Origin of the sequence: Dialister histaminiformans (assembly GCF_900103425.1) — a bacterium.
In the GTDB taxonomy this organism is placed as follows: Bacteria; Bacillota; Negativicutes; order Veillonellales; family Dialisteraceae; genus Allisonella; species Allisonella histaminiformans.
In genome coordinates this window covers 109,697-133,250 of sequence record NZ_FMXA01000004.1, presented here as the reverse complement: position 1 = coordinate 133,250, position 23,554 = coordinate 109,697, and the positions used below count along the sequence as shown (strand labels likewise).

At 46.5% G+C, this 23,554-nt stretch carries 22 protein-coding genes; 3 read left to right on the top strand and 19 right to left on the bottom strand.

Features of this window, described 5'->3' with window-relative positions; genetic code table 11:
* Positions 1–13: 13 nt before the first annotated feature.
* The 4 genes from BLQ79_RS01925 to BLQ79_RS01910 form a co-directional block, all read right to left on the bottom strand.
* The gene (locus BLQ79_RS01925; protein WP_159427815.1) at positions 14–502 is read right to left on the bottom strand and encodes a DUF1850 domain-containing protein; all 489 of its coding nucleotides are present in this window, start codon (positions 500–502) and stop codon (positions 14–16) included.
* 83 nt (positions 503–585) lie between these two features.
* Entirely contained in the window at positions 586–1,539 is a 954-nt protein-coding gene (locus BLQ79_RS01920) for a TAXI family TRAP transporter solute-binding subunit (RefSeq protein ID WP_091363260.1), read from the bottom strand.
* Positions 1,540–1,818: 279 nt separating this feature from the next.
* Positions 1,819–2,343 carry a dCTP deaminase gene (gene dcd / locus BLQ79_RS01915; protein ID WP_091363259.1) on the bottom strand — a complete coding sequence of 175 codons (525 nt, stop codon included), beginning with the start codon at positions 2,341–2,343 and terminating at the stop codon, positions 1,819–1,821.
* A complete protein-coding gene (locus BLQ79_RS01910) occupies positions 2,340–3,215 on the bottom strand; it encodes a type II restriction endonuclease (protein ID WP_091363257.1) in 876 nt (291 codons plus the stop codon). Before BLQ79_RS01910 ends, dcd begins: the two co-directional genes overlap by 4 nt.
* Positions 3,216–3,391: 176 nt before the next feature.
* On the opposite strand from BLQ79_RS01910, the gene BLQ79_RS01905 reads away from it, so the two are divergent.
* On the top strand, positions 3,392–4,990 hold the full coding sequence (locus tag BLQ79_RS01905) for a peptide chain release factor 3 (protein WP_091363255.1): 1,599 nt from the start codon (positions 3,392–3,394) through the stop codon (positions 4,988–4,990).
* 103 nt (positions 4,991–5,093) lie between these two features.
* On the opposite strand, the gene BLQ79_RS08295 is transcribed toward BLQ79_RS01905, so the two are convergent.
* A complete protein-coding gene (locus BLQ79_RS08295; protein WP_200779808.1) occupies positions 5,094–5,333 on the bottom strand; it encodes a hypothetical protein in 240 nt (79 codons plus the stop codon).
* Here BLQ79_RS08295 and BLQ79_RS08130 point away from each other — a divergent pair.
* Entirely contained in the window at positions 5,306–5,446 is a 141-nt protein-coding gene (locus BLQ79_RS08130; RefSeq protein WP_143270046.1) for an NADPH-dependent FMN reductase family protein, read from the top strand. The genes BLQ79_RS08295 and BLQ79_RS08130 overlap by 28 nt on opposite strands.
* Positions 5,447–5,766: 320 nt before the next feature.
* On the opposite strand, the gene BLQ79_RS01895 is transcribed toward BLQ79_RS08130, so the two are convergent.
* From BLQ79_RS01895 to BLQ79_RS01830, 14 genes are all read right to left on the bottom strand, one after another.
* Positions 5,767–6,648, bottom strand: coding sequence for a YihY/virulence factor BrkB family protein (locus BLQ79_RS01895; RefSeq protein WP_091363253.1), 882 nt, complete (start codon positions 6,646–6,648; stop codon positions 5,767–5,769).
* 70 nt (positions 6,649–6,718) lie between these two features.
* Positions 6,719–8,536, bottom strand: coding sequence for a translational GTPase TypA (gene typA, locus BLQ79_RS01890; RefSeq protein WP_091363251.1), 1,818 nt, complete (start codon positions 8,534–8,536; stop codon positions 6,719–6,721).
* 217 nt (positions 8,537–8,753) lie between these two features.
* Positions 8,754–11,825, bottom strand: a complete 3,072-nt coding sequence (locus BLQ79_RS01885) for an efflux RND transporter permease subunit (RefSeq protein WP_091363250.1) — start codon at positions 11,823–11,825, stop codon at positions 8,754–8,756.
* Entirely contained in the window at positions 11,822–12,889 is a 1,068-nt protein-coding gene (locus BLQ79_RS01880) for an efflux RND transporter periplasmic adaptor subunit (protein ID WP_091363248.1), read from the bottom strand. Before BLQ79_RS01880 ends, BLQ79_RS01885 begins: the two co-directional genes overlap by 4 nt.
* Positions 12,886–13,686 carry a TetR/AcrR family transcriptional regulator gene (locus BLQ79_RS01875; RefSeq protein ID WP_091363246.1) on the bottom strand — a complete coding sequence of 267 codons (801 nt, stop codon included), beginning with the start codon at positions 13,684–13,686 and terminating at the stop codon, positions 12,886–12,888. Before BLQ79_RS01875 ends, BLQ79_RS01880 begins: the two co-directional genes overlap by 4 nt.
* Positions 13,687–13,778: 92 nt before the next feature.
* Positions 13,779–14,579: a tRNA pseudouridine(38-40) synthase TruA gene (gene truA / locus BLQ79_RS01870; protein ID WP_091363244.1), complete on the bottom strand. Its 801-nt coding sequence runs from the start codon at positions 14,577–14,579 to the stop codon at positions 13,779–13,781.
* 13 nt (positions 14,580–14,592) lie between these two features.
* Positions 14,593–15,393: an energy-coupling factor transporter transmembrane component T family protein gene (locus BLQ79_RS01865; protein ID WP_091363242.1), complete on the bottom strand. Its 801-nt coding sequence runs from the start codon at positions 15,391–15,393 to the stop codon at positions 14,593–14,595.
* Positions 15,383–16,252, bottom strand: a complete 870-nt coding sequence (locus BLQ79_RS01860) for an energy-coupling factor transporter ATPase (protein ID WP_091363241.1) — start codon at positions 16,250–16,252, stop codon at positions 15,383–15,385. The genes BLQ79_RS01865 and BLQ79_RS01860 overlap by 11 nt, the downstream gene beginning before the upstream one ends.
* Complete coding sequence (locus BLQ79_RS01855) at positions 16,228–17,085, bottom strand: energy-coupling factor transporter ATPase (RefSeq protein WP_091363288.1); 858 nt, start codon at positions 17,083–17,085, stop codon at positions 16,228–16,230. Before BLQ79_RS01855 ends, BLQ79_RS01860 begins: the two co-directional genes overlap by 25 nt.
* A 156-nt stretch (positions 17,086–17,241) precedes the next feature.
* A complete protein-coding gene (locus tag BLQ79_RS01850) occupies positions 17,242–18,006 on the bottom strand; it encodes an HAD-IIB family hydrolase (protein WP_091363239.1) in 765 nt (254 codons plus the stop codon).
* Between the two features lie 243 nt (positions 18,007–18,249).
* On the bottom strand, positions 18,250–18,747 hold the full coding sequence (locus BLQ79_RS01845) for a biotin/lipoyl-containing protein (RefSeq protein WP_091363237.1): 498 nt from the start codon (positions 18,745–18,747) through the stop codon (positions 18,250–18,252).
* Positions 18,748–18,798: 51 nt separating this feature from the next.
* A complete protein-coding gene (locus BLQ79_RS01840; protein ID WP_091363235.1) occupies positions 18,799–19,329 on the bottom strand; it encodes a hypothetical protein in 531 nt (176 codons plus the stop codon).
* Positions 19,330–19,357: 28 nt separating this feature from the next.
* On the bottom strand, positions 19,358–20,893 hold the full coding sequence (locus BLQ79_RS01835) for an acyl-CoA carboxylase subunit beta (protein ID WP_091363233.1): 1,536 nt from the start codon (positions 20,891–20,893) through the stop codon (positions 19,358–19,360).
* 170 nt (positions 20,894–21,063) lie between these two features.
* On the bottom strand, positions 21,064–22,308 hold the full coding sequence (locus tag BLQ79_RS01830) for an O-antigen ligase family protein (protein WP_091363231.1): 1,245 nt from the start codon (positions 22,306–22,308) through the stop codon (positions 21,064–21,066).
* 267 nt (positions 22,309–22,575) lie between these two features.
* On the opposite strand from BLQ79_RS01830, the gene BLQ79_RS01825 reads away from it, so the two are divergent.
* Positions 22,576–23,409, top strand: a complete 834-nt coding sequence (locus BLQ79_RS01825; protein WP_091363229.1) for a MetQ/NlpA family ABC transporter substrate-binding protein — start codon at positions 22,576–22,578, stop codon at positions 23,407–23,409.
* Positions 23,410–23,554: the final 145 nt, after the last annotated feature.

The following is a 23,554-nucleotide window of genomic DNA, read 5'->3' as shown; positions in this document are numbered from 1 at the left end:
TCAACTCCTATTACTATCTGAAAGTTTTTTCTTTAAACAACCCCTGATACAGAGGACATACGTAAACATATAATTCCGATCCCAACGGCATATATTCCGTTAGCGTATAGGATTTATTTCCTACTCGAATCACTCCATTGTTACTCACTCCATTGCGTAGTGAAAGTGTAGGATATTTTCGATTCATGTTATCCATTATGAACCAAGGGCCTTCCTGTCGGAATTGTCCATCGCTGGCAAGGAAGGGAAGACCTACTCCTAACGATTGGTATTTTGTCGATTTAAGGACTAACCCATCTACCTCATTGTTAACATACAGATTTTCCTCGATAGGCGTCTTCATCACGGAATGCCTGTAATTCAGCGTGACCGGCATCTGCGCGTATGCCCTTTGGATAAAGATAAAACCTGTGGCTGTCTGTCCGAAAATAAACGGCAGATGCAGGATATACAGAAAAACTGCCAGGCAGGCTATCCCCAATGCAGTCACTGCTTTCTTCATCAGTGTCATCTCCTTAAGAAGACAGAAACGAGCTTTTCTGAAAGCCCGTTTCGCCCTTTATCATATCGCCATCATTTCGAAAATCAGGACTTAAAGAAGCTTTCTGCCCCCTTATTCATCGGAATGGACATACCATCCAGTGCCGTATCCTTGGTAATATACTTACCTACTGCATGTGCTGCCTTCATACGATCCAGGTGTCCATAAATAGCCTTAACAATCTGTGCTCCCAGGTCATCACTGATCTTATCCGTACCTACGAGTACACACTTAACCGCTACGGTATTAACCGGTGCTGTCTGATTCTTATAGGTACCTGCCGGAATCGTCATCTTAGTGTAATATGGATACTTGGCAATCAGGGCATCCTGAATCTTCGGGTCGATTTCAACAATCCGTGCAGACTTGGTAGCAGACAAATCCTGAATAGCTGCTGTTGGATATCCAGCTACTACAATACCGCAATCTACATTGCCATCCTTCAATGCATCCGATGCTTCGCCGAAAGACAGATACTGTGGCTTGATGTCATTGTAAGTAAGACCATATGCTGCCAGAATCTGACGGGCATTTGCTTCCGCCCCAGAACCAGATGCACCTACTGCAACCTTTTTACCGCGCAGATCTGAAATATTCTTAATGCCAGAATCTGCAGTAGTTACGAACTGAATAGTTTCCGGATACAGTGCAGCCAGCCCACGGATAGAGTCGACTTTCTTTCCTTCAAACATTTCCTTGCCATTATATGCATAATAAGCAATATCATTCTGCACAAATGCCAGATCTACAGAGCCATCCTTCAACATGTTGATGTTGGCTACGGAGGCACCGGTAGACTGTGCACTGGCGTTCATGTTTTCGATATTCTGGTTGAGAATCTCAGCGACAGCACCGCCTAACGGATAATATGTTCCTGCGGTACCACCAGTGGCGATATTCAGAAACTGTTTGTCTCCGCCACCACATCCAGCCAGTAATGCGGCTCCAGCCACACAGGAAAGACCTGCGATTATGCATCTCTTCAATACCTTGTTCATAAAACTGCCTCCTTATCATAATAGTCATTCAGCTATTCAACAGATACCTACATCCACAGAGGAAACAAAAAAGCAGCAAGGCATATCCTTATACCTGCTGCTTGCTTCATTGCAATGCCATATCTATTAAATTAACTGTATTATACAATCTTTTTTAACCCCTGTAAAGGCTATACTTATAAATCTGACCTCTGTATGGGGTACAGAAAAATTCCTGTACCCCAATTCTTTTCAATGATAGTCGGCATTCCAGACTGTTCATATACCATGAAAAAATTTTTATTTTTTTTCGAAGTCCTTGTACAGAAGGCTTGGCTGGATTCCCTTATTGTTCTGATACTTGCCATGAGTATACTTATCCGCTTCTCCCAGAACAGTATGGAAATAAATCTGGCAGATTTCTACGCCGGCATAAATACGGATAGGCTGTACACAGAACATTTCCAGTGTCCAGTATCCATTAAATCCCACATCGCCAAATCCGGCCGTTACATGGATAAACAGCCCCAGACGTCCAATGGATGAGCGACCTTCCAGCATGGGGACAAAACAATCCGTACGGGTATATTCATGGGTACGTCCCAGATACAGAGTGTTCGGCTTAAGCAGATACCCGTCTTTCGGAATCTTAATCAGATGTCCGGTGTTTTCTTTTTTCATATCCAGTTCATGATTATCATAAATCATCAGTTCATCTGCCAGTGTCAGATTATAGCTGTTCGGATTCAGTCTGCTTTTAACAAATGGTTCAATGCTTATTTCATGTCCAAGGTGACGCTCAATTTCTCTCCCAGATAAAATCATTTTTCTTTTCCTTCCTTATTAAATATTCTACGATGAAGAGTCATCCGCCTCCGGCTGAATGGATTACGGGCTTTAGCCCCATCTTCGAGTCCCATAATTTTTTTCTCATCCTCACTCAGCCTGCTGGATACCAGTAACTTTCCCCTGTCGCTGTATGAAATAAGATGAGAAGCAAAAAGCGCGGCATGGGTAGGACAGAACAGAAGTCCCTTCTGCCTTTTCTCCACTTCTCCATAAGGAACGGCGCAGAGAAGGGAAAGGCGTGACAGTCCGCATACTGTACACTGCGCGTGTTCTGTCAGTGATTTGCGGGTGAACCGGTCCCGTTCTTCTATCCATTCCCGGATGAGTGCGATGGTCTGATCCGGTGTCTGAGAAAAGAGGCTGCCTTCTCTACCGTAGGATGATATATCCCGGGAAAGGATGTCCCGTATCCCCACATCTGCCATAAGATTAGCCTCTTCCATTTCGCGGAAAGCGTCCGCTGCCGCCTCTTTCATAATCCAGAGATAGGTGCCATCCTCATCCTCTATCCCATTAAAGACATATTCCCATGGGGACATGTCCGGCTGAGGTTCATCTCCGGATACGAGGATATGGCTCTTCTGTGAAGCGGCATCCGCCTTGCGCTCGGCCTCACATATATCCTTTATCTTATTCCCTGCCCAGCCTACCGCTGCGTTGAGCGCACGATATTCCATATTAAGTATCTGCGCTATATGCTTGGCATTATCTGTTCTGTCCGGGGAGTGATACAGGCAGGCAAAGATTTCCATCATCAGATCCGTCATGACCGTTGTATCTCCATACAGCGCCAGCCACCCATCCCGATGAATTCCTTCCCAGCATTTCTGCCCTTTTCTTCTGGCCATTCTCACTCCTCCATTTCAGGAAAAAAGATTCTCTTCCTATTTTTGTCGTTTCTTTCAATTATACCTTTTTTATCACCTATTTTCTAGCATTTCTGAACAATTACGGCCTCTGAATTGGATTTTAGCTATTAGATTTTGTATAATAAAGAATATTGTGTTTTTATATGAGGTGTATAATGACTGTTCTTGACGAAATCAAGCGTCGCCGTACATTTGCCATCATCTCCCATCCAGATGCCGGCAAGACGACATTGACAGAAAAACTGCTTCTTTACGGGGGAGCCATTCATCTGGCCGGCTCAGTAAAAGCCAGAAAGACGTCCCGGTATGCGGTTTCCGACTGGATGGAAATTGAAAAACAGCGTGGTATTTCAGTAACCAGCTCCGTTTTAAATTTTGACTATAATGGATGCCGTGTAAACATTCTGGATACTCCAGGGCATGCTGACTTTTCCGAAGATACATACCGTACTCTGATGGCCGTGGACAGTGCTGTCATGGTTATCGACGTAGCCAAAGGTGTGGAAGCACAGACCAAGAAACTGTTTAAGGTCTGCTCTTCCCGGGGCATTCCGATTTTCACCTTTGTCAACAAGATTGACCACTTTGGTAAAAATCCATTTGACCTCATGGCTGATATTGAAGATGTGCTTGGCATCCGCTCCTGCCCGATGAACTGGCCCATCGGCATCAACGGAAACTATACCGGTATTTTTGACCGGGAAACAGAGATTGCCCACCTCTTCATCAAGGATAATGCCCACGGCACCAAAAAGTTGGAAGTCGTATCAGGAAAACTCACCGATGAGGCTATCACTTCCCGTCTGGATCCGGATATTATCTCTTCCCTTAAAGATGATCTGGAACTGCTCGATGAAGCAGGTGATCCATTTGATGCCCAGCGCGTAGCTTCCGGCGAACTTACTCCTATGTTCTTCGGTTCCGCTATGACCAACTTCGGCGTCGAACCATTCCTTAAAAAATTCCTGGAACTGGCTCCGCCTCCTATGGAACGTAAAACACTGGAAGGTTCTGTTTCTCCTGAAAATCCGGCTTTCTCCGGATTCGTATTCAAGATTCAGGCCAATATGGATCCAAAGCACCATGACCGTATTGCCTTTATGCGTATCTGTTCCGGTGTTTTCGAAAAAGGGATGTCCGTCCTTCACCGCCAGAGCGGCAAGATGATTCGTCTTTCCCAGCCGCAACAGTTCCTCGCTACAGAAAGAACTACGGTAGAGAAAGCTTATCCAGGCGACATCATCGGTATTTTTGACACCGGTGAACTGGGTGTAGGCGATACGGTATGCGACAAGAAGCATCCGGTCACCTTCAGCGATTTCCCGGTATTCCCTCCGGAATTGTTCGGCCGCCTCTCCCCGGTTTCCAGTATGAAACGCAAGCAGTTCCTCCGTGGTGTAGGCCAGCTGGCACAGGAAGGTGCCATTCAGGTATACAGCCAGCCTTATATCATGGAATCCTTCATCATCGGCGCGGTAGGCCAGCTCCAATTTGAAGTTCTTAAGTACAGACTGCAGAAAGAATATAACGTCGATGTCCGTCTGGAACAGCTGCCCTATACTACGGCACGTTGGACGGAAAACAATACTCCGTCGGAAGATCTGGTCGGCATTGATAACGCCCTCGTGGTATACGATGTAAAGAAGAGACCTGTCTATCTCCTGCCAAACGAATGGCAGGCCGGATGGCTTATTGAAAGAAATCCAAAAGTTAAATTCCTTGAAACACCACCTATCATTACCGTGGATGAATAACCAAAGAAGCTATGAGAGAATGTGCAATCATTTTCTCATAGCTTCTTTACTATGTCTCGTTTCTTTTACTTACAGGAATATTCCTGTAAGCTGATATATCTCATCATTTTCTATGACTTTTCAGCACCGGGCCATCATGAGGGTAGAAATAAACATCGTCCACATTGTCATAATAGGTCGGCCATATGCATGTATCCAGCAGGCTGGCAAACACTTCCTCCGCAGTAATACTGGGAACAATGATTTCATTAGAAGCAAAATTGTCTGTGAAGCCGGTTTGAAAAGGTATTTGCCCATGGTTCAAAAGGAAACGCATTGAAAGGGAAACATCGCCTTCTTTCATTTACTGTTGGCTGTGGCGAGGACCATTACCGGAAAGACGGTCAGAATCGGTATCCTGTAGAAGAGTTTCTCTATAGCTTTGAACATCTGGCCGCATTATGCCAGATGAAATAGGAAAACCCAATCTGCAGCTTTGGAACTGCCTATATCCAGGGCGTCAGCATTAAAGCTGACAGAAACAGGGTCACCGCTGTCTTCATCAGCCGCTCGAAAAAAATTCTGAATGTATTGCATTACATTCACTGTAAAAGAAACTTTGAATAATCTGCTGATTCCTGTCGCTTAAATACGATAAGATTATGTCCGTTATTTTACACCCATAAAAAGCCCCACAGAAAAAGGACTTTGTCTCTGCTGAGTACAAAGTCCTTTTCGACTGTTTATGAAATCAGGTTATTATATGCTGTTTTCAATTCCTTATGCAATTTTACCGCTCATTTTTCATCCGTCATATCAATAACCTGCGGATTTGAGAAGTACTCGGTCACTTCATGGCAGGCCATGATGAATTCACCGCCCATGATGATGACGATGGAAGCCAGATGAAACCAGATGAACAGCACAACCAGCCCAATAAGGGACCCATAGGTGATACCCATGTGGGAAATCTGCAGAATATAATAGCCATACCCTGCGGTGAGCATTAACCATATCAATGTCACAATAAACGATGCCAGCAGTATGAGTTTCCATGAGGAATGGTTTTCTTCCGGCGCAAAACGGTAAAAGACGGACAACGAGATAACCAGGCAGGTAAACGGGATGCCATACTTGGTAATCATCCAGATTTTAAGAAATACCGGAGGCAGTGTAAAGAAGTAGTCCAGTGCGTAAACCACCCCATTACCGAATACCATAAGCCCAAGGGACAGAATCATGACAAAGGAAATCATCAGAGTGAACACAATCGACTTCGTCTTCACTATAAGCCATGACTGTTTATTCCTGTCAGTAAAGAACACCTTATCGATAGATCGTATAATTACGTCTACCCCCTGAGAAGCCGACCAGACGGCGGCAATTAAACCGCCAATCAACCAGATACTGCTTCGCTGGGACAATATGCGATAGATGTTGTGTTCCATACTGACCGCCATATCCTGAGGAAGATATTGGAGCAGCCCGATAATCGTATGAATCTGTGGCGCAGCAAAGAACAGAATACTGTTCACCATAAAAATCAGGAAAGGAATCACCCCAAGGATAAGATAATATGTGGTTTCTGCAGCCAGTGCGCCTACGTCATCCCCAATATATCTCATGACGAGCCTTTTTATAAGGTAGAGCAGTTTCTGCCCATAGCCCGAATCATTCATACTCATCTCTCCCTGCAAAAGAATATCCGGAAAGACAACTCTTCCCGGATATCCATAAGTTTCTTACAACTTACTTGTTCTTTTTCTTGTTTGCAGTCTTATATCTTTCCTGTCTGGAAATAACTGCCTTACGCATACGGATGCTCTTTGGTGTAACTTCTACCAGTTCATCATCATTGATCCATTCCAGTGCACCTTCCAGTGTGAACTTACGGCATGGTGGAAGTCTGATAGCTTCATCGGAAGCTGCGGCACGGGTATTGGTCAGGTGCTTCTTCTTGCATGGATTTACATCCATATCGTTTTCACGGGAATTTTCCCCGATAATCATACCTTCATATACTTCTGTGCCCGGTTCGATGAAGAGTTCGCCACGGTCAAGAACAGAGTTCAGACCATAAGCGGTAGTTGTACCATTTTCGAAAGCAACCAGGGAACCACGTGTACGTCCCGGGATATCGCCCTTGTATGGAGCATAGCCTTCAAATACATGATACATAATGCCTGTACCGCGAGTGGTGGTAAGCAGTTCATTTCTGAAACCGATAAGGCCACGGGCCGGAATAGAGAATTCCATACGCATGTAGCCAGCCAGTTCATTCATAGAAACCATTTCCGCACGTCTCGGTCCAAGACCTTCCATAACGGCGCCCATGTATTCCTGCGGAACTTCAACAGTAAGATGTTCAATTGGTTCGCACTTCTTGCCATCAATTTCCTTATAAATTACATGCGGCTTGGAAATTTCCAGTTCGAAACCTTCACGGCGCATCATTTCAATCAGTACGGACAGGTGAAGTTCACCACGGCCGGAAACCTTAAATGCATCGGAAGTATCCGTATCTTCTACGCGAAGTGCTACATTCGTTTCAATTTCCTTCTGCAGACGGGCACGGATATGACGGCTGGTTACGAAATCGCCTTCCTGGCCAGCAAAAGGACTCTTATTTACACGGAAAATCATGGACAGAGTCGGTTCATCAATCTTAATGCGTGGAAGTGCATCTGGGTGATCTGCGTCAGTTACGGTTTCACCAATGGTGATATTCTTGAAGCCGGCCATAGCAATAATATCGCCCATCTTAGCTTCCTGTACCGGAGTACGCTTCATACCGACCCATGTAAAGAGAGAGCCGAGATAGTCTTTTCTGGTCTTTTCTCCATCAGTAATGCATACCGGCATACCCTGGCGGGCTGTGCCTCTGGTGATACGTCCAATGGCTACCTTGCCCAGATATTCATCAGCATCCAGTGTGGTAACAATGCACTGGAATGGTGCCTTGTCGTCTCCTTCCGGAGCCGGGCAGTATTTAATAATGGTTTCAAACAGAGGGGTCAGATCCTTGCTGTCATCATCCATGCTGTACTTGGCAATACCATCTCTTGCAGATGCATAAATAAGCGGGAAGTCCAGCTGGTCATCATCAGCTTCCAGTTCAATGAACAGGTCGAGGATTTCACCTTCTACATCGCTGACACGCTGATCCGGGCGGTCAATCTTGTTAATAACTACAATAGGCTTCAGATGATGTTCCAGTGCCTTGCGTAATACATACTTAGTCTGCGGCATTGGGCCTTCATGAGAGTCAACCAGAAGCAGAACGCCATCAACCATGTTCAGAATTCGTTCTACTTCTCCGCCAAAATCAGCATGCCCTGGGGTATCAACAATGTTAATCTTTACCCCATTATGCATAACGGAAGTATTCTTTGCCAGAATGGTAATTCCTCTTTCACGTTCAAGTGGATTGGAGTCCATTACTCGTTCAGCAACCTTCTGGTTTTCACGGAAAATATGGCTCTGTTTAAGCATTGCATCAACCAATGTGGTCTTACCATGGTCTACATGGGCAATGATAGCGATATTTCTGATATCTTCTCTAATCATTCGTTCTATTTCCCCCTGGAAATGTCAAAAAATCTACAACACGTATTACTTATTATAACACTACTTGCGCAGGGAGAATACCCCCTTTTCTGATTCTTGTCACGTTAAAAAATATATTTCAGCAAAATACTATCCCCGTTTTCCTCCGCATGATAACCCTTGTATAAGAAAACCTGGAAAGTGTGCCATCACAGTTCCAGGTTCTCTCCTTTTCCAATCAGTTATCAGCGTCTTCCCCCTGGACCTTTGGTTCATCAATCTTATACCACCAGCAATACATGGCCGGAAGTACCAGGAGTCCAATCGCTGTAGCCAACATAAGCCCTCCAATGAAGGACACCGCCATAGGCGCCCAGAATGGGTTAGGAATCAAAGGAACCATCCCCAGCAGATCAGTTCCCGAAGAAAGCATAATCGGACGGAATCGCAACGCCGCGGAACTTACCACAGCTTCATAGGGCGTCATCCCCAGATTGAGATGCTGCTTAATCTGATCAAGCAGAATAATGCTGTTCCTGATGACCATCCCGGAAATGGCAATCATTCCGATAATAGACATAAATCCTATAGGTTGCCTGGTGATAAGCAATGTCAGGATGGCTCCTATCAGTCCCAACGGACCCGTGATTGCCGCCATTACCATCTTTGGAATATCCTGCAGATCAAACATGAGCACTGCCAGGATGAAGAAAATCATAATGGGCAGCGGCTTCATCAGATCCTGTAACGATTCATCGGATAATTCCAGAGTGCCCCCTTTTTCCAGTGATGCCCCTTCCGGAAGATGTTCACGGAAACTCTTAAACGTGGTGTTATACAGATCTGAAGCTACTGTATCCCCTTTGGCTCCCGGGATGACCTCTGCACTCAATGTGATGGTAGGCTGCAGATTTCTACGCCAGATTGTACTGATTTCATTTTCATATGAGATGTCAGCAAAAGTCCCCAACGGGGCATAGCGCCCATTCCCCACATAAATAGGAAGTGTAGCCAGCTTATCCAACCGAGATGCGTTATCACCTTCCAGTTTAAAGGAAATCGGTACCAGCTGATCCCCCTGATAGGATTCCGACACCTTATATCCTGACAGCTGTACATACAGATTCCGGGATACTTCATAATTATCGATTCCCAATGTACGCACCTTATCCTGATCAACCGTCACTCTAACCGATGGAGTTTCCTGTGGCCAGTCGATACTTGCATTCCGGATGCGTGGATCCGTCTTCATTTCTGCCAGAGCTTTCTGTGCCAATGCCACGGTTTGTGCCTGCGTATTGGCACTGATGCGGAACATAACCGGATATTCTGCCGGCGGCCCGGTTTGAATCAGCCGGGAATGTACTCGCACCGAAGGATACTGCATGGCTATCTTTTTAGTTAATTCAGCTCGCAGCGTATCCCGGGATTCCTGATCAGAGGCTACGATAATCATCTGCCCGTAACTATTATCCGGTGCTTTGGGGTCAAAAAGAAGAATAAAACGCGGTGCACTTTCACCGATATAAGAAGCAAAGGAAGATACCCTCTTGTCTCCATACAGCATATCTGCCATCCCGCCAAGAACGCGCTGCGTATCCTGAATAGAGGCTCCTGACGGCAACTCCACATCAAAAATAATTTCCGGCCGCACCGAATCCGGGAAGAACTCCTGTTTGACCAGCGGGATTAACAGCATTGTCAGCACAAACCCACCGGCTGTAGCCAGCATAACTGTGCGTTTATACCGGATGCACCAGCGGACTGACCGATCAAAAATCTGATACAGACGATCCCCCAGTTTTCCCTTTTTCTTCTTTTCTTTATGCACCTGTATCATCTGATACCCCAGAACAGGAGAAACAAAGAGAGAGGCAAGCCAGGAAATCAGAAGCGTAGCCCCGATGACCCAGAACAGAGAGTTTGTGTACTCTGCGGTCTTACCAGGTGCAAAACCAACGGGAATAAACCCGGCAATAGTAATCAGTGTACCCGCCAGCATGGAGGCAGCACATGAACGATAAGCTGTCTGTGCCGCTTCCATACGACTGTATCCCTGCTCCAGTTTTACCTGCATCATTTCAATGACAATGATGGCATCATCCACCAGAATCCCAAGCGATACAATAAGTGCCCCCAGAGATACACGCTGCAGGTCAATTCCCTTGAATTCCATAAAGAGGAACGAACCACATACCACTACAGGAATGCAAAGGGCAAGTACCACACCACTCCGCATCCCCAGCGAGATAAAGCTGGCCGCCATAACAATCACTATGGCTTCAATCAGCGACTCAGTAAATTCAGAAATCGAATCATTAACCACCTTGGGCTGATCCGCTACGAGGGACACATTAAGCCCCAGCGGCAGGTTGGGTTTCATTTCCTCCACCGCTTTCTGAAGGTTTTCCCCAAGCGTCAGATTATTGCCACCGGGCGTCATAGACACCGCAATACCAATTGCAGGCTTTCCATTATAGTACATCATGGAGGATGCAGGATCTGTATACGTTTGTTTTACCTGAGCTATATCCCCCAGATGGAAAGTCTGGTTCCCTACATGTACAGGCAGATTTTCCAACGCTTCCGGTGTCCCCAGAAGTCCTTCTACACGAATGGCTATGTTCCTCGTATCGGTATGAATGGTCCCCGATGGCATCATGGTTCCCTGTTGCTGGATAATCTGAAAAATAGAATCAGGACTTATCCCCATCGATGCCAGTTTATCTTGGTTCATCTCCACATAAATCATCTGCTGCTGAACTCCCAGAAGCTGCACCCTCTGGACATCCGGCACACGAAGAAGCCTCTGCCTTATATCTTCTGCATACTTTCGCTTTTCTTCATAGGAGTAATCGTCCCCGGTCACTGCATAAATGGTGCCATACACATCGTCAAACCGGTCATTGATGTAAGGTCCCACTACCCCGGAAGGAAGCTGACTCCACATATCCTCTACAGAGTTGCGAACCTCGGTCCAATGTTTTTGAAGCTCTGACGCGGGAACAGAATCCTTGAGATAGACATAAATTACCGTCTTCCCATCATGCGTAAAGGATTTTATGTAATCCAAATCCCGGGTATCCTGCAGATTTTTTTCCAACGGATCGGTCACCTGTTTTACTATCTGCTCCGGTGAAGCTCCCGGCCAGGCCACGGTAATCACCATGGTCCGGATTGTAAAATTCGGATCTTCGCTGCGCCCAAGATTGAAATATGACCATAACCCGCCGACTAAAATAGCAAGAATGAAGAAAAAGACAATCTGAACGTGCTTAATCGACCACTCTGCTACGTTAAAATCCTTCATACGCGAACCTCTTCTCCCTGTGTCAGATTGGAAGCCCCTGCCGTAACCACCTTATCCCCACTTTTCAGTCCGGAGGTTATTTCTACAGAGTCATTTCCATATTTTCCTACAGTAACCTTCACCAGCTTCACCCGTCCATTTTCTACTACCCATACACTGGGCTGGCTGGATTGTGTGGCTATTGCCGTAAGCGGTATAACTACAGATTTATTTCCACTGAGATTATCGTCCATGCTGACCTGCGCGGTCATGCCAAGAGTAACTTCGGCCGGGCAGTCTGCAAGAGAAACCTTGGTATCATAAGTTCCTGTAGCCGCATCCGGTGATGCAGCCTTCTCTTTAATAACCCCATGTACCATCACATTAGGAAGCGCCCAGAAAGTTACGGTACACGGCATCCCCACAGAATACTGATTGTACTGTTTTTCCGTTAAGGAAATATGTACTTCCTTCTGCCGGTCATCCACTACCAGTACCACAGGAGTTCCTGCAGAGACCACCTGCCCGACTTCATACATGGTAGACCCGATAACTCCGTTTCTATCAGCTCGAAGCGTAGTATACCCCAGATTGTTCTGGGAGCGGCTCAGTGTTGCCTTTGCCTGCTGAAGCTGCGCAGCAGCCACATCATACTGGCTCTGTGTCTGGTCCATGGCCAGGTCAGATATGGCATTTTCCCTATGCAGCGCCTTATAGCGTGATAACGTGGAGCTTGCCAGCTTATAAGATGCCTGTGCAGAAATCACTGAACTTCTTGCTGCATCTACCTGATCCATCGCGTCCCGGGAGTCTACACGGAACAACGGCTGTCCCGCTCTGACCCTGTCCCCAGCCTGTACATATCGATTGGTAATCTGACCGCTAACCTGAAATGCCAGTGGAGATTCATAATATCCATGGACGGTACCGGAAAAAGTGGTATCATTTTCCGAATCCTTTTCTCCTACAGTAATCGTTTTAACCAGCGGGCTCTGCTGAGTCTCCACTTCATTATTCCCGCATCCCGCAGTCAGGAGGAACACTCCGGCCAGAATAAATGCACCTGCTTTTGTAATTGTTTTCATTTCATTCCTCCATCTTCAGCTATCAGAATACCATTCACAACCAGGTCTTCTACCTCCTTAAAGTAATCTTCCTGAGAAATACTCTCCTCTGCCCCCATAATCCCATCAATCATCTGGTTTCCTTTTATTGTGAAAAAATTAAAAATCATATTAATAAATAAAATACATGCACACCGCGGATTTATTTCTTTTCGGAAAATCCCCCTGGAAATTCCTTCCTCGAGTGCACAATAAATATCACTGAATAACGGGCGATATAGCGTATTCCATATCTCTTTAAATGGTTCCGTAGGATTAACCAGCTCCCATTGCATAATCCGGATGGCTTCCGGATACATAACCAGTAACTCTCCCAGTGCCTGTATATGATAATGAATTACATCCTGTGGGTTTCGAAAATGACATTTCTGTCGTTCCAATCTTTCTTTGATTCGTTCTGCACCTACCCGCAGGATGGTCATGTACAGATTCATCTTTCCCCCAAAATAATAGGAAATAGACGCACTGTTTACTCCGGCCTTGCGTGAAATATCCCGGATTGTGACCCGCTCATATCCCATATCGGCAAACAAAGACAGAGCTGCATATTCTATCTTTTCCTGAACAGAAGTCGGTTCCTCCGCCGCTTTATCAGGAAACAGTTCTTCATATAATTCCTGTTTGCTTCCAAAATAATAAGAAATCGCGGAAGGAGCTACATCCGCTTCCTTCGCTATGTCCCGAAGAGAAACCGATTCATATCCATGATTCAGAAACAGTTCCCTGGCAACCATCACTATTCGCTCTTCTGCTGTCATTTTATTCCCTTCAATCAAATGATTAAATCGTTCTATTTGATTTTAACATAATCATACCGTAAATTCATCCATAGAAAAAGGCCATGGACCTCTTATCTCGTCCATGGCCAGTAATCCTGTGCCAGTGTCGCCTTAATATCCGATTCGGTAACCGGTTCAAAATACACCTGCAACAGACAGAGTCCCTCTGCAGGTGCTGTAACGCCAAGCTTTCTTCTGTCCCTGGCTTTCAGTATATTTACTAATTCTTCAGGTGAAAGTTTCCCCTGACCGGCGTCAGCCAGTGCGCCGGCAATATTCCGTACCATATGATACAAAAATCCTTCGCCCGTGACATAGATACGGATGAGTCGTCCTTTTGCCTCTATGCGTATATCCATAAGATTTCTTACTGGATCCGATGGCACCGAATTATTACCTCTAAACGAAGTGAAATCATGGCGTCCCACCAGTTTGGCGGCCACTGCCCGCATCTTTTCCACATTGAGCTCTCTCCCCAGCGCCCACACATATCGCCGCATAAAAGGAGAGACATCCCTGTCCTGCCATATATTGTAGGCATACGTTTTTCCATAATTCATACGTCTTACGGAAAAATCTTCAGCTACCTCCCGGCTTTCACGGACACGAATATCCCGTGGCAAAATGGCATTCAATGCATATTTAAACTTATCTCCCGGTACACGGGATTCTGTATAGAATGTGCATTCCTGCCCCCAGGCATGTACCCCTGCATCAGTACGCGCCACGAAATACAGTGTAGTCGATACCCCGGTAATCTGCAGCAATGCCTCTTCAATGGCCTTCTGCACAGTCATAGCGACCGGCTGTCGTTGAAACCCTGCATAGGCTGTCCCCTCATAGGAAACGGTAATCCATATATTTCTTTTCATAACATCCTTATTTTCAGCTCATTATACGCATTCCAATCAATAGTGCAGTAACCGCCACAACGGCCGCAAATCCAATGCTATCCCGCCCCGTATATTGAAGCTGGTGCATCTTTGTCCTGCCTTCACCACCCCGGTAACATCTGGCTTCCATGGCGGTAGCCAGTTCATCGGCACGACGGAATGCGGAAATAAACAGCGGCACCAGCACCGGAATCATACTTTTGGCCCTGTGCATCAGATTTCCTGTAGTAAAATCTGCACCACGGGATGCCTGTGCTTTCATAATACGGTCTGTTTCTTCCAGAAGCGTAGGAATAAAGCGAAGCGCAATAGACATCATCATAGCCAGTTCATGGGCCGGAACACCAAACCGTTTCCACGGGGTAAGAAGCGCCTCTATGCCATCTGTCAATACAATCGGACTGGTAGTGTAAGTAAGCAAGGACGAAAAGGCAATCAGGTAAACCAGCCGCAGTGTCATATAGGTCCCACGAATAATGCCTTCGCGGGTAATATGAATTATCCCTGCATAAAACAACGTCGTCCCCGGTGTTGTAAACAGATGAATAATAAATGTAAATACCAGGATGAACCACAATGGCTTTATCGCCTTTACTATCAGTTTTATGGGAACTCCCGATACGGAAATGGTCATAAGCAAAAAAGCAGTAACCAGAAGATATGACCAGAAAGATTCAGCAATAAATATAGCCGTGATAAAAATCATGGTACATATAATCTTTGCCCGTGGATCCATCCGGTGAAGAAAGGAGTTTCCCGGGTAATACTGCCCCAGTGTAATATCAGTCAGCATGAGTATCTCCTTTCAACATATCCGCCATTTTTTCTGCCGCTTCCTGCACGGTACGTGCAGTTTCGGGAACCGGAATCCCCTGATTCTTAAGGTAAAGCAACGTATCGGTAAGCGGTGGGACATCCACTCCGCACGCCTGGAGCTCCTTCCGATGGTTCAGGAATATATCCATAGGTTTTCCATCCATAGCCACCCGTCCATTATGCATAACCAGCAGACGTGTGGCCAGGCGGGCGATATCATCCATATTATGGGTAACCAGAATAACCGAGAAATATTTTTTTTCAAACCATTCCTTTACCCTGGAAAATATTTCCATACGCCCCACTGGATCCAGCCCGGCAGACGGTTCATCCATAATCAGGAAATCAGGATGCATAGCAATAACCCCTGCGATAGCTACTCGTCGCTGCTGACCGCCGGACAGCCGAAATGGTGACCGTTCTGCATAGGTATTATAATCCAGCCTGACGAATTCCATAGCCTGCCGTACCCGTCTTTCCACATTGCCTTCGTCAAGCCCCATATTGGTCGGTCCAAAGGCAATATCCTTTTTTACGGTTTCCTCAAACAGCTGCTGTTCCGGATACTGAAATACCATTCCCACGGAGTGTCTTTTCGCAATAGTTTCCTTATCCTTTCCGGCCAGATCCACACCATCCACGGTAACCCGTCCTTCAGAAGGATGCAGCAGACCATTAAGGTGCTGTACCAGAGTGGACTTGCCGCTGCCCGTATGCCCTATAATTCCGACAAACTCCCCTTTATGAATTTCCAGATTCACTCCATCCAGTGCTTTTCTTTCATAAGGAGTTCCTTTTCCGTATATATAGTTTACTTTTTCAACACGAATCGACATAGCTCTTCTCCCAGTTCTTTATTGGTCATACAATCTCCCCGAATCGGCAGCCCCAGCTGTGCCAGTCTATATGAAAGTTCTGTAGGGACCGGAACATCCAGTCCACCGGCTTTCATTTCCTCCACTTTGGAGAATACGTCTTCCGGAGTTCCATCGGCGGTAATCTGTCCCTTATGAATTACCACAACCCGATTCGCGGTTACCGCTTCTTCCATAAAATGAGTGATGAGGACAATGGTAATCCCCATTTCCTTATTCAGACGATGAATAGTTTCCATAACTTCTTTTCTTCCGGATGGATCCAGCATGGCTGTAGGTTCATCCAGAACTATACATTCCGGATGCATGGCAAGAACACCCGCAATGGCTATACGCTGCTTCTGCCCACCTGAAAGCATGGACGGAGAATGTTTGCGATACGACTCCATGCCCACCTTTTTCAGAGAATCAGCTACCCGTGCAATAATTTCTTCCCGGGGCACACCGAGATTTTCCGGCCCAAATGCTACATCATCTTCTACAATAGATGCCACCAGCTGATTATCCGGGTTCTGAAAAACCATTCCCACCTTCTGACGGATTTTCCAGACATCATCCGGATTTTTTACAGACAGGCCATCTACAAGGACATCCCCTTCCGAAGGAAGCAGAATGGCATCCAGATGTCGGGCCAATGTAGATTTACCGGACCCATTTGTCCCGATAACGGCCACAAAATCTCCCTTGTTAATTTGCAATGATACATCTCGCAATGCATAAAAGGGAGCTTCCCCTTCTGTTTCATATATATGTGTCAGATGACTGACTTCAATCAGTACCTGTTTATTATCCATACTATGGCTAATTCCTTTCTGCCTGCAATTTACAAAGCTGACCTGCCCACTCTGCGTGTCTCCAGGTATTTCCCGGAGTTTGTCTGATCCCTTACCTTCTGTCTGGATTTCAGGATACATTCCCACTCATATAAAAAGGGCCTTTCCCGGCCCATTTCAATCAATCCAGCCAAAGCGGCGAAGCGCGTTGGATAAACCATTCTTATCCACATCGTCTGTAACATAGCTGGCTTTCGCTTTGAGCAGAGGATTGGCGTTTCCCATGGCCACGCTGAACCATTCTGGTCTGAACATGGAACAGTCATTCATGCCATCTCCGAAGACAACCACCGAATCATCTGAGGCCTGTTCCCGTTTTAAGATTTCAAATATTCCGTTTTCCTTGGCTGTAGGCTCAATCAGCAGGATATCCCGTTTAAACCGCACGTGCCGGAGCCCATGAAACTCAATCTGCCCTTCTTCCTCTTTTGGGCAGTCAACAAACATCTTGAATATCTGTGAACTGGTACGATAGTCAAAATCCGCCTGAATGATGTTCCGGTAATAGGAATCTCCGGTTCTGTCCATATAACGGGAATCCCTGCTGTGTTTTTCCATCTTGTTGTCAATGGTAATGGCCCAGGGATACTGGCTGTCATCCAGATCGTCCAGAAAGGCATAGCAGGCATCCAGGGGGAGACTTCTATGATAAATAAGCTGCCCGTCGATAGTCAGCCCATTCCCGCCATCAGATACAACGGAACGTATCCCCAGCTGCTGCGCGATATGATAAGCATCACACTGCAGACGGCCGGTAGCCAGCGCCACAAAATTACCTTTTGCCTGCAGCTGCCGGATTGCTTCTTTGGTATCTTCAGGCACACAGGCGGTAAGTGGTGAAGTTAATGTACCATCAATATCAAAAAAGAAATAACGTTTCATCAGGCTCTCCTTTCCTCTATGCCCAGATTTTGTCCTGTTATCACATTGTATCATATCCAGGTACGGTAAAATGTAAAAATATGAAATATTTCGCTAACAGAGTATTCCGGTAAACAGAATGTTCCTCTGCCCTTTTCCATATCTTCTTTTAAAAAAATCAGGACATGTCCGTGCATAAACATGTCCTGATTTTCTACGTTTTTTTGGTTAACGCCCTGACAGTCCCCTGTCCGCCGGTATCATTTATTCTCCAATAACCAGCAGAGTCTGCTTGCCCAGTACGGTGTCGCCTTCCTTGACATTAACAGACTTAATAACTCCGGATACAGGAGCGGTAATGGAATTGCCCATCTTCATGGCTTCCAGCACCATCAGTTCGTCGCCCTTCTTTACTTTGGCCCCTTCTTTAGCGCTCATGAATGTAATCTTACCTGGCATTGGCGCTTTGACCACAAAACCGCCTGGAGCGATAGGAGCTTCCGGTTCACTCTTGCCGGCCGCTGCCTGCTTCATAATTCTTTCTACCGCTGCGGAATGATGTTTTACCGCCGGAGCCTTGTATGTTGTTGGCTGCGGGTGCACAATCCCGGTTGACAGCGGAGCCGCAGCTGCCGGAGCCGGCGCCGCGTGGCTGTATGCCGGTGCGGTATAAGCCGCTGCCGGAGCGGATTCTCCAGATTTCAGCTCTGTAACTTCTACCTCATATACCTGACCATTTACTTTTACAGAAAATCTTTTCATTATTTCCTCCTGCTATGACTTGTTACAGGTTAGTTCCCTGCTGCTATATGCTTAAAACCGGTTGGCACCGGAAATACTTTCTATTCTGCCGGCATTCTTCCAGCGTTCCGATGTACGGGGACGGATGGAAACCACTTTCCCTTTTATTCCCATCGCCGCAATCGCCGCGGTTATGGCAGCCACTACTTCCGGAGCAGGCGCATTATTGACGGTTTCCCTTCTATGAGGTCCGTTAATAACCGGGGCCGGAGTGTGTACAGGAAGCACGCTCTTCCTGACGACGGCCGGTCTCTGCGGTACAGAGGCTTCTTTCACAGCGGTTCGAACCGCTTCCTTAACCGCGGATCTTACCGCCTGATCCACTACAGCCTTAAATTCCGAAAGAAGAACTGGCTGCTCTGCCTTCACATTGACTACCGGTTCACTCGGCGGAACATTGACTTCCACCTTTGGCGGATCAGCCGGCTTATCGGCCCGTTCAGCCATGGATTTTAATATATTGAGCATCCGGCTGAACATATACAGCGCTATCAGTGCCACGGCGGCATTAAGTACACTGACAAGCATGATTATTGTATTCATTGACATCCATCCTTTCTTCGCTAATTAATCAGAGAGGCATGCTTCCATGTTTCTTTGATGGATGTACTTCATGCTTGCTGGCAAGCATCTTCAGCGCATTGATAATATATGGTCTGGTATTCTGCGGATCAATGACGGCATCTACATATCCCAGTTCCGCTGCCTGATACGGGGAAGCGAAGTTCTGTTTGTATTCTTCTGTAAGCTTTTCCCGTTCTTCCGGCGTATTCTTTCTGAAAATAATGCGGGCTGCCCCTTCGGCACCCATAACAGCAATTTCCGCAGAAGGCCATGCAAATACCTGATCAGCGCCCAGCTGACGGCAGCACATACCGATATAGGCGCCGCCATAAGCCTTACGGGTAACTACGGTAATCTTCGGAACGGTTGCTTCGCAGTATGCATAAAGAATCTTTGCCCCATGACGGATAACCCCGGCATGTTCCTGCTGACTTCCCGGCAGGAAACCTGGTACATCCACAAGGGTTACCAGCGGAATATTGAAGCAGTCGCAGAAGCGTACAAAACGCGCAATCTTGTCGGATGCGTTATAGTCCAGGCATCCGGCCATCATCTTCGGCTGGTTGGCTACAACACCTACGGTCTGACCATCCATTCTGGCAAACGCGGTAATGGCATTCTTAGCCCAGTGCTTCAATACTTCATAATATTCCCCGTTATCCACCAGGGATTTTATGATGTCGTACATATCGTAAGCCATGTTGGCTTCATCCGGAATAATATGGTCCAGTGCCGGATCGGTACGTGCCGGATCATCACCGGTATCCACTACCGGAGCATCTTCCATATTGTTTCCCGGGAGGAAAGAAAGAAGATAGCGTATCTGACGAATGCAGTCTTCATCATCTTCCGCGGCAAACTGGGAAACGCCGGAAATGCTGTTATGGGTCATGGCGCCACCGAGGTCTTCCGCACTGATCTGTTCTCCGGTTACGGATTCAACTACCTTCGGTCCGGTGAGGAACATCTGGCTGGTTCCCTTAACCATGTAAACAAAATCCATCAGTGCCGGAGAATAAACTGCACCGCCGGCACATGGACCCATAATGGCACAAATCTGCGGAATAACCCCGGAAGCCAGGGTATTCTGCATAAACATATCACCGAATCCGGAAAGGGCCGCTACCCCTTCCTGAATACGTGCTCCGCCGGAATCATTCATTCCGATAATCGGAGCACCTACCTTCATGGCCATTTTCTGCAGTTCAACAATCTTTGCCGCATGGGCTTCCCCAAGGGAGCCGCCGCTGACCGTAAAATCCTGAGCGAAGGCAAAGACCAGACGGCCATCCACTGTACCATAGCCTGTTACTACGCCATCTGCCGGAATATCCTTCTTTTCCTGTCCGAAATAATGACAGTTATGTTTTCTCAAAGCTCCGGTTTCGACAAAGGAATTTTCATCAAATAACAAATGTAAACGTTCGCGGGCTGTCAGTTTTCCCCGGGAATGCTGTCTTTCCACCTGTTTTTCCCCGCCCATCTGCTGAATATGTTCCAGCTTCTGATGAAGGAGATTAATCTTTTCATCAACAGATGCCATATCTGTACCTCCATTACCTGTCCTGCCTCACAAGGCAGTTTTCAATGAACTTACTTTATATCAATCTTTATCTTATCTAACCAGATATATCGGCCATTATTATAACACATTTCACCTTGTATTAACACCACGTGATAATGAAAAACCGGCCCTCAGGCCGGCTCATGATATCAGCGGTTGTCCGTCTCCAGTCTGTCTTCGTAGGAAGACATCCCGATGGCCATTAAAGCCCAGAAACACATGGACACCGCGATGCTGAACAGCGTATAATCCCCGATTCCGTTCACAGCCACTGCGGTAATCGCCGCAATAGTCCCCAGCCCTATGGCCTTATAAAAGGTATCCTGCGATTTTCTGTAGACTCTCCAGGCATAGCGGATATGACCAAAATAAAACCAGAAATAAGCAATAGCCCCGGGAATCCCCACATTCGCCATAACAGACAGATACATATTGTGGGCATGGAAAATAGTGACTCCCGCCCTCCGGATAAGCAGATCATAATCCGGATAGACCAGATAATAAGCACCCCATCCGCAGCCAAGCAGCGGGTGGTCACTGATCATGCGAAGGGTATTTCTCCACATGGTAAACCGCATGCCAATGGATGTATCCTGGGCGGAAAACAAAGATAAGAACCGTACCGCCACCTGTCCCTGATAAAAGAACAGAATCACCGGAACCAGAAGGAGCAGGGCAAAAAGACGTTTATCATACTCCAGACCGTATACCGCCAGAATAAACAGCAGACTGATCCAGGCCCCCCGGGAATAGGTGAGCGCCAGGCAGACAACCAGCCCCATCGTCAGCAGAAGAAGCAGCCCCTTCTGCCGTCTCCTTTTCTCAAACAGGAAGAAGGCTCCGCTATAACTGGTCATCATAAGCAGATACGTAGCACACAGGTTCGGATTTTCCAGAGTGGAATAAAACCGGCGGTACAGCATGGGGAACCGGGAGGCGTCCACCCAGTCGTGAGCCGCCATATCCGTAGCCATATCGATAATATGTGTATACTGCCATACGCCATATACCATCACCAGTACCGCGCCTGCAAAAAAGGACAGCATCAGATTCTTCCGTATGTCCCGGCTGTCCGCGTAAGTCACAATCAGTATGTACAGGACCGCGTACATGAGCGGAAGAAAGCACCAGTTAAACAGAGAGAACAGCTTATCCGGTGAATTAATCACCGACAGGAAAGAGCAGAGCAGAAAAGCCGCTCCTGCCTGCCGCAGAGAGCCAATCCGCAGTTCCTGTTTTCCATGCTCCCTAACACGCCACAGGGCCAGCAGAAGCGCTATCACCAGCGGAACATAAAACAAATGGGTAAAAGGCAATAAAAATACGACAGCATACAACAGACTGACAATATTGTGTGCCGACGTATATGGCTTTGTAAAAACAGAACCCGTCATTTCTTCTCCTTTATCTCAATGGAAATTCCATTTATCGTTATAATTATTAACTCTGTTTATTATATAGGAGTTTATGACACCGGGCAAACCTTCTGATTATATAGATTTTAGTCAATATGTTCTTGCGTTATGTTTGTGATTCAGATATGCATTTAAACTATATCGAATCATGTAAAAGCGTTATTTTTCAAAATCAGTGAACTCTGCTATCCTATTCACATAACACAGAAACAACAATCCAATCGAAATTCAAGGAGGATATGAATTATGAAAAGATCTGCTAAACTCTTAACCATTCTCTGTGCCGGTGCCCTTTGCGCTGGTCTTCTCACAGCCTGCGGCGGCAGCGATTCCGCTCCGGCATCTTCTGATAAGGCGGTAACCATTAAAGTCGGTGCTTCCCCATCCCCGCATGCGGAAATCCTTAACGCGGTAAAGGATCAGCTGGCTAAGGAAGGTGTAAACCTTCAGGTTGTTGAATTCAACGATTATGTTCAGCCGAATCTGGCACTGAATGATGGCAGCCTGGATGCCAACTATTTCCAGCACCAGCCATATCTGGATGAATTCAACAAAGACAGAGGCCTTGACCTGGTATCTCTGGGCGGCGTTCATATTGAACCTATGTCCGTATACTCCAACAAGGTTAAGGATATCAAGAATCTTAAAGACGGCGCATTAATTGCTATTCCTAACGATCCAACCAATGAAGGACGCGCACTCCTCCTGCTCCAGAGTGCCGGTCTGATTAAACTGAAGGACAGCGCTTCCCTTACCTCTACTCCTAAGGATATTGCCTCCAACCCACACCACTTCAAATTCAGTGAACTGGAAGCTCCTCAGGTTCCAAGAGCTCTGGATGATGCAGACGCAGCAGTTGTTAACATGAACTTCGCACTGGACGCTAAGCTGGATCCAAAGAAAGCCATCCTCACCGAAGGCAAGGACTCCCCATACGTTAATATCGTGGCTGTCCGCAAGGGTGATGAAAAACGTCCGGAACTCCAGAAGCTCATCAAGGCGCTTAACAGTGAAGAAGCCAAGGAATTTATCCTCAAGAAGTATAACGGCAGTGTAATTCCTGCTTTTACCACTAAGTAAAATATAAAATATTCTCTCAGAATCAGTAAGTATCTGTTCCTAAAAAAAATCCGGAAAGAATCTGAAATAACTATCAGATCCTTTCCGGATTTTATTTTGTCCACAGGGGTTATCAGAAGACCAGCATGTCCTGGTCCCAGTCAGA